5 protein-coding genes and 1 pseudogene are annotated in these 6341 nt (G+C 66.0%); 1 reads left to right on the top strand and 5 read right to left on the bottom strand.

The annotated features are described in order from the left end of the window. Positions 1 to 67 precede the first annotated feature (67 nt). On the bottom strand, positions 68 to 454 hold the full coding sequence (locus tag H8A95_RS27145; RefSeq protein WP_229185991.1) for a COG4315 family predicted lipoprotein: 387 nt from the start codon (positions 452 to 454) through the stop codon (positions 68 to 70). 142 nt (positions 455 to 596) lie between these two features. Beyond that, complete coding sequence (locus tag H8A95_RS27140; RefSeq protein ID WP_229185990.1) at positions 597 to 1337, bottom strand: bestrophin-like domain; 741 nt, start codon at positions 1335 to 1337, stop codon at positions 597 to 599. A gap of 146 nt (positions 1338 to 1483) precedes the next feature. Between H8A95_RS27140 and H8A95_RS27135 the strand changes: the two genes are divergently transcribed. Then, positions 1484 to 2428, top strand: coding sequence for an ornithine cyclodeaminase family protein (locus H8A95_RS27135; RefSeq protein WP_229185989.1), 945 nt, complete (start codon positions 1484 to 1486; stop codon positions 2426 to 2428). Between the two features lie 110 nt (positions 2429 to 2538). Here H8A95_RS27135 and coaA read toward each other — a convergent pair. The 3 genes and pseudogenes from coaA to H8A95_RS27120 all read right to left on the bottom strand — a co-directional run bounded on the left by coaA (position 2539) and on the right by H8A95_RS27120 (position 6337). Then, positions 2539 to 3500: pseudogene (gene coaA / locus H8A95_RS27130) on the bottom strand (type I pantothenate kinase). A gap of 99 nt (positions 3501 to 3599) precedes the next feature. Then, positions 3600 to 5858, bottom strand: a complete 2259-nt coding sequence (locus tag H8A95_RS27125) for a xanthine dehydrogenase family protein molybdopterin-binding subunit (RefSeq protein WP_229185988.1) — start codon at positions 5856 to 5858, stop codon at positions 3600 to 3602. After that, on the bottom strand, positions 5855 to 6337 hold the full coding sequence (locus tag H8A95_RS27120) for a (2Fe-2S)-binding protein (protein WP_229185987.1): 483 nt from the start codon (positions 6335 to 6337) through the stop codon (positions 5855 to 5857). The genes H8A95_RS27125 and H8A95_RS27120 overlap by 4 nt, the downstream gene beginning before the upstream one ends. Positions 6338 to 6341 lie beyond the last annotated feature (4 nt).

Here is a 6341-nt window from a genome sequence, read left to right as displayed (position 1 = left end):
GCACGGGCTCGGGGCGGGTTACGCCAGCGCGAACCCGCCCGACAGAGCGAACCCTTTGGACGTCGCCTCAGGGCTGCGCGAGGTGCCAGGCGCCATTAAGGAAGCCGTCCCCGGTGATGTCGCCGGCCTTCTGGTCCTTGGCGAAGGTATAGAGCGGCTTGCCCTTGTAGGCCCACTGCTTCGAGCCGTCGTCACGGGAGATGATGCTGTAGCCGCCTTCGGCCTTGTCGCTGGCTTCCGCCTTCAGCACCGGCCAGTTCGTCGCACACGGGCCGTTGCAGGCCGACTTGCCGTCGGCGTCCTTGTCAAAGGTGTAGAGCGTCATCCCCTTGGTGTCGGTGAGGACGGAGCCCTTCGCCGTCGTGCCGGTCTTGGTCGGCGGCGCCGCAAAGGCTGTTGATGCGAACGCAAACGACACGGCGGTGGCGAGCGCGAACGAGATCGATGTCTTCATGATGTCTCCTTTCGAATGCAAACGGCTTGCATGCGTAGGACGCGCGAAGCCGCCCGCATTCCCGCGGAGAAGCGGAAAGAATTTCCGGAACATCGATCAATGCGAGGGGAATAAAGCCGGAGGCGCGCGCCGATACCGGCCGCTATCGCCTGATTTCCTCGGCCGCGCGCACCAGCGGGCGGTCGGAGAGCTGGATCGGGCCGGAGAACGGCGTGCTCATTTCGAGGATCAAATAGATCGCGGCCGCGACTAGCGCCGCCGCGGCGACATAGGTCGAGATCACGACCGCGTTGCGCGGCGCGCGAAAGCCCAGGGTTGCGAACATCAGCGTCAGCCACCCGACCAGGATGCAGATCAGCGGCGATGGAAACGAACCGTCGGACTGCTCGACAAAGGTCCAGCGCTGCTGCACCGCCTGCCGGTAGAGCGACCGGGCGTCGTTCCACAGCGCGACCTTCTGCTCGTCGTCGAACCGCAGCTCGCGGAGGCTGGTGCCGACCTCGTCGAGCAGATGTTCGGACACCTCGTTCGCCCGCGAGATCGGGACATCCTTGAGCACCTGCTCGACATAGGCGAGCAGCCGCTTGCGCGGCTCGTCGGCGCTGGGACCCAGCGGCCGCAGGCTGCGGTCGAGCAGAATGAGGTCGGTGGCGAAGACATGCAAATTGCGGTCGACAGCCACATAGGTATTGGCCGAGTTGTTCATCATCAGGCCGAGCAGCAGCGACGGCATGGTGAAGAACAGCGTCGCGACCAGGCGTACCGAGGTATTGGTCTCGTCGCTGCGGTGATGGTCGGCGAACCGGACATGGATCGCCATGGTCGCCAGCGCGGCGCCGCTCAACAGGATGAAGATCAGGAGGGCGACGACGAATGCGACCACGGCTTGCGAAGACCTGCGAGAGAATCAGGCGGGCAGGATAGCAAGTGCAGCGCAGCGGCGCATGTCCGGTTGACTAGCCCTCCCCACGCGCTATCCAGTCCGGACCGGCTTTTTGGCGCGCCGCGCGTGCCCTGGGAGAGAACCACGTGCATTTTGTCGACGACGACGAGGTCAACCGCGTCCTGACCTTCCCGATCCTGATCGCGGCGATCGAGGCTGCGCACCGGCGTCCCAAGATCGCGGTGCGGGACGGCTATCTCGGCGACGACAAGGGCCAGCAGCTGGTGACGCGCAGCGCCGTCGATGCCGGCCGCTTCATGATGACCAAGCTCTACACCAGCTTTCCAGGCAACCTTACGGACGGCAGGCTGCCGGCGGTGCAGGCGGTCTGCGTGCTATTCGACGGCAATAACGGGCAGCCGCTGGCGGTGATGGATGCCGCCGAGATCACCCATTGGAAGACCGCAGCGGACTCCGCGCTTGGCGCCAAACATCTGGCGCGGCCGGATGCCGAGACGCTGCTGGTGGTCGGCGCCGGCGAGATGGCACGCTGGCTGGTGCGCGGCCACCGCACGGTGCGGCCGCAGCTGAAGCGGGTGCGGGTCTGGAACCGGACGGTCGAGCGCGCGCGGGAGCTCGCCGCGCTCTTGGAAAGCGACGGCATCGCCACTGAGGCCGTCACCGATCTCGACGCCGCGACAGCCGAGGCCGATATCATCACCACCTGCACCCGCTCGCGCGAGCCGCTGGTCAAGGGCGCCAATTTGCAGCCCGGCACCCATCTCGACCTGGTCGGCGGCTTCACCCCCGACACCCGCGAGTCCGACGACGAGGCGGCGCGGCGTTCGCGCATCTTCGTCGACCGTCGCGAATCCGCCTTCGACGGCGTCGGCGACATCCTGGCGCCGATCGCGAGCGGCGCGATCAAGGAGAGCGACGTGCTCGGCGACCACTACGACCTCGCCAGCGGTGCGGTCGCCGGCCGGCTGTCGGATAGCGACATCACCTTCTTCAAGAACGCCGGCGGCGGTCACCTCGACCTGATGACCTGCGAGACGGTGTTCGCGCAGCTGGGGAAGGAGCTGAAGTGAGGGACCGTAGGGCGGGTTAGCGAAGCGTAACCCGCCGCAGCTCGATCCGCGGAAAGACGGCGGGTTACGGCTTCGCCTAACCCGCCCTACATTTCTACATCTCGCCGCTGCTACGTCTCCCGCAGCCAGACCTCACCGATCGAATGGTCGGAATGCTTGCGCAGCACGACGTCGGCCCGCGTCCGCGTCGGCAAAATGTTCTCCCTGAGATTGGCGCGATGATGCTCACGCCACAGCCGCTCTGCAACCTCGCGCGCGTCGCTGGGCGGCAGATCCCTGTAGTGGTGGAAATATGAGGCGGGGTTCCGGAACGCGGTCGGCTGCAACCTGAGGAAGCGCTCGACATACCAGGACTGGATGTCGGCCTCATCGGCATCGAGGTAGATCGAGAAGTCGAAGAAGTCCGACACCACCACCGGCGCCGTGCCGCGTGCCAGCAGCACGTTGAGGCCTTCGAACACCAGGATATCCGGCTGCTGAATGACCTGACGTTCCGAGGGCGCGATGTCGCCGATCAGATGCGAGTAGACGGGCAGCTCGAGCTCACCTTCGCCTGCCTTGGCGGCCGCGAGGAACCGCAGCATCCGCGGCAGATCGTAGCTCTCGGGAAACCCCTTGCGCCGCATCAGGCCGCGCTCTTCGAGGACGCCGTTGGAATGCAGGAAGCCGTCGGTCGTCACCAGCTCGACCCGCGGGTGATCGGCCCAGCCGGCCAAAAGCGCACAGAGCACGCGCGCAAAGGTGCTCTTGCCGACGCCGACGCTGCCCGCCAACGCGACGATGTAGGGCGAGCGGCGCGGCGCCGGCCAAGAAACTCCGCCTTGACCTGCATCAGATTGCGCGCCGCCGAGAAATGCAGGTTCAACAGACGCGTCAGCGGAAGGTAGACGTCGCTGACTTCGGCTGATGTGATCGGCCCGTTCAGACCGCGAAGCGCCGCGAGATCGGCGTCCGACAGCGTCAGCGACGTGCTGGCGCGCAGCGCCGCCCAATCGCTCCGGCTGAAGATCATGTAGGCGGACAGCTCGTCGGGGTTGGTCATTCTCATCCGTTCACGGTGAGCCTGATGCATCCGATCGATCTTGCCGGGGCAGAGCCGGAAACGTCAATGGCCGTCGTTCGGACTGGAATCGTAGGGCGGGTTAGCGAAGCGTAACCCGCCCTACTCTTCTTACTCCGCCGCCTGCTGCGTCGGTGCGTCCAGCGCCGCCGACACCTTCGGCGGCGACATCGGCAGGCTGTAGAAGCGTTTGCCCAGCGCGTTGTGGACAGCGTTGGCAACCGCGGCCATGACAGGCACCAGCGGCACCTCGCCGACGCCCTTGACGCCCTGCGGATGCTTCGGGTTCGGCACCTCGACCAGCGCGCAGTCGAGCATCGGCAGGTCGGAACAAACCGGCATGCGATAGTCGAGGAAGCCGGGATTATCGACCTTGCCGTCTTTGTTGTAGATGTACTCCTCGTTCAGCGCCCAGCCGATGCCCTGCGCGACGCCGCCCTGCAACTGGCCCTCGACATAACTCGGATGCACGGCGCGGCCGACATCCTGCACGGCGGTGTAGCGGATCACCCTGACGATGCCGAGATCGACATCAACCTCGACGTCGCAGATATGCGTGCCGAAGCCGCCCTCGGCCCCTTGGGTGTTGAGCTGCACGCTGGCGCCGATCGGGCCGCCCTGCGACGGCGCCTTCTCGGCGAGGTCCGCAAGCGTCAGCGGCTCGAACTGGCCGGCATTCGGGCTGACCGGATGCGCGGCGCCGTTCTCCCACTTCACCGCTTCCGGATCGATCTCCCAGATTTTTGCCGCGCGCTCGCGCAACGTGGCTATCACCTTGTCGGCCGCCTGCGTCACCACCATCGAGGAGGCAAACAGCACGCGGCTGCCGCCGGTCAGATTGGAGAAACCGATGGTTTGGGTATCGCCGATGATGACGGAGATGCGCTTGTAGTCGATGCCGAGCAGCTCGGCGCAGATATTGGCGATGCCGGCGCGCGAGCCGCCGATATCGGGGTGCCCTGTGGTGACGACGACGTTGCCGTCCTCGGTGATGTTGACCTGCGCGGAGGATTCACCGCCGGCGTTGAACCAGAAGCCGGAGGCGACGCCCCTGCCCTGATATTTGCCGAGCGGCGCGGCATAATGCGGATGGTTCTGCGCGGCTTGCAGCGTCTCGATATAGCCGATGCGCGGGAACACCGGGCCGTGCGCGGCCTTGGTGCCTTCCTTGGCCGCGTTCTTCAGCCGCAGCGCCAGCGGATCAATCTTGAGCGCCTCGGCGAGTTCGTCGAGCACGCATTCCACCGCATAGGCGCCGATCGGCGCGCCGGGCGCGCGATAGGCCGCGACCTTGGAGCGATTGGAGCAGACGTCGAATCCCTCCGACAGCACATGCGGAATGTCGTAGGGCGCGAAGCTGCACCCGACCGCGCCGCGGATCGGCGAGCCCGGGAAGGCGCCGGCCTGCAGATAGAAGCTGCCGTGGGCGGCGACGATGGTGCCGTCCTTCTTGGCGCCGATCTTCACCGTGCTCTTCGAGCCGGAGGTCGGACCGGTGGCGCGCATCACCTCCTCGCGGGTCATCACCATCTTCACCGGGCGGCCGGACTTCTTCGCGAGCAAGGTCGCAAGCGGCTCGAGATAGACGATGGTCTTGCCGCCGAAGCCGCCGCCGATCTCGGCGGGGATGGCGCGGATGTCGCTCTGCGGGATGCCTGTGAGCATCGAGGTCATCGCGCGCACCATGAACTGGCCCTGGCTCGACGACCAGATCGTGGTCTTGCCGTCGGCGGCAACCGAGATCAGGCAGGCGTGCGGCTCGATATAGCCCTGGTGCACCGGGCGCGTGGTGAAGGAGCGCTCGATCACGAGCTCGGCGTCCTTGAATCCCTGCGCGATGTCGCCCTTCTTGGATTCGATGCGGCCCATGATGTTCGAGGGCTTGCCGTCGAATCTGTTGAACTCGTGCAGGATCGGCGCATCGGCCTTCAGCGCGTCGTCGATCTCGATCGCCCAGGGCAGCACCTCGTAGTCGACCTCGATCAGCTTGCAGGCCTCGGCGGCGATCGCCTCCGTGGTCGCGGCGACGGCGGCAACGGGGTGCCCGGGGAACAGCGCCTTGTCGCGCGCCATCACGTTGCGGCACATCCAGCGCATGTCCTGGATGCCGAGCATCACGGCGCCCTTCTCGATCGTGAAATCGACGATGTCACGCGAAGTGACCACCGCCTTGACGCCGGGTAGCCGCTGGGCCTTCGCGGTGTTGATCGATTTGATGCGGGCGTGCGGATGCGGGCTGCGCAGCACCTTGCCCCAGATCATGCCGGGCATGGTGGTGTCGGCGGCAAACGCCGCGCGGCCGGTCACCTTGTCGACGCCATCGGGCCGGATGGTGCGCTGGCCGATCCATTTGTTGTTGACGACGTTCATCGCGCAGTCTCCCGCATTTCGGCAGCGGTCTCCATCACCGCGCGGACGATCTTGTCGTAACCGGTGCACCGGCAGAGATTGCCGGCGAGCCAGAAGCGGACTTCCTCTTCGGTCGGATTTGAGTTCTTGGCGAGCAGCGCCTCGGAGGCCACCAGCATGCCCGAGGTGCAGATGCCGCACTGGAGCGCGGCATGCTCGAGGAACTTCTGCTGCAAGGGATGCAGCTTGTCGCCCTTGGCCATGCCCTCGATGGTCCGGATCTCGTGGCCCTCGGCCTCGGCCGCGAGCATCAGGCAGGAGCAGATCAGCCGACCATCGAGCGTGATCGAGCAGGCGCCGCAATCGCCGGACGCGCAGCCCTCCTTGGAGCCGGTCAGCCCCAATTGCCCGCGCAGCGCGTCGAGCATGGTCTCATAGGGCTCGCACAGGAATTCGACCGGCTCGCCGTTGACGAAGGTGGTGACGTGCAGTTTCGGCATGGTG

It is taken from the genome of Bradyrhizobium oropedii (genome assembly GCF_020889685.1).
Taxonomy (GTDB): domain Bacteria; phylum Pseudomonadota; class Alphaproteobacteria; order Rhizobiales; family Xanthobacteraceae; genus Bradyrhizobium; species Bradyrhizobium oropedii.
This window is presented reverse-complemented; position numbering and strand designations above follow the sequence as displayed.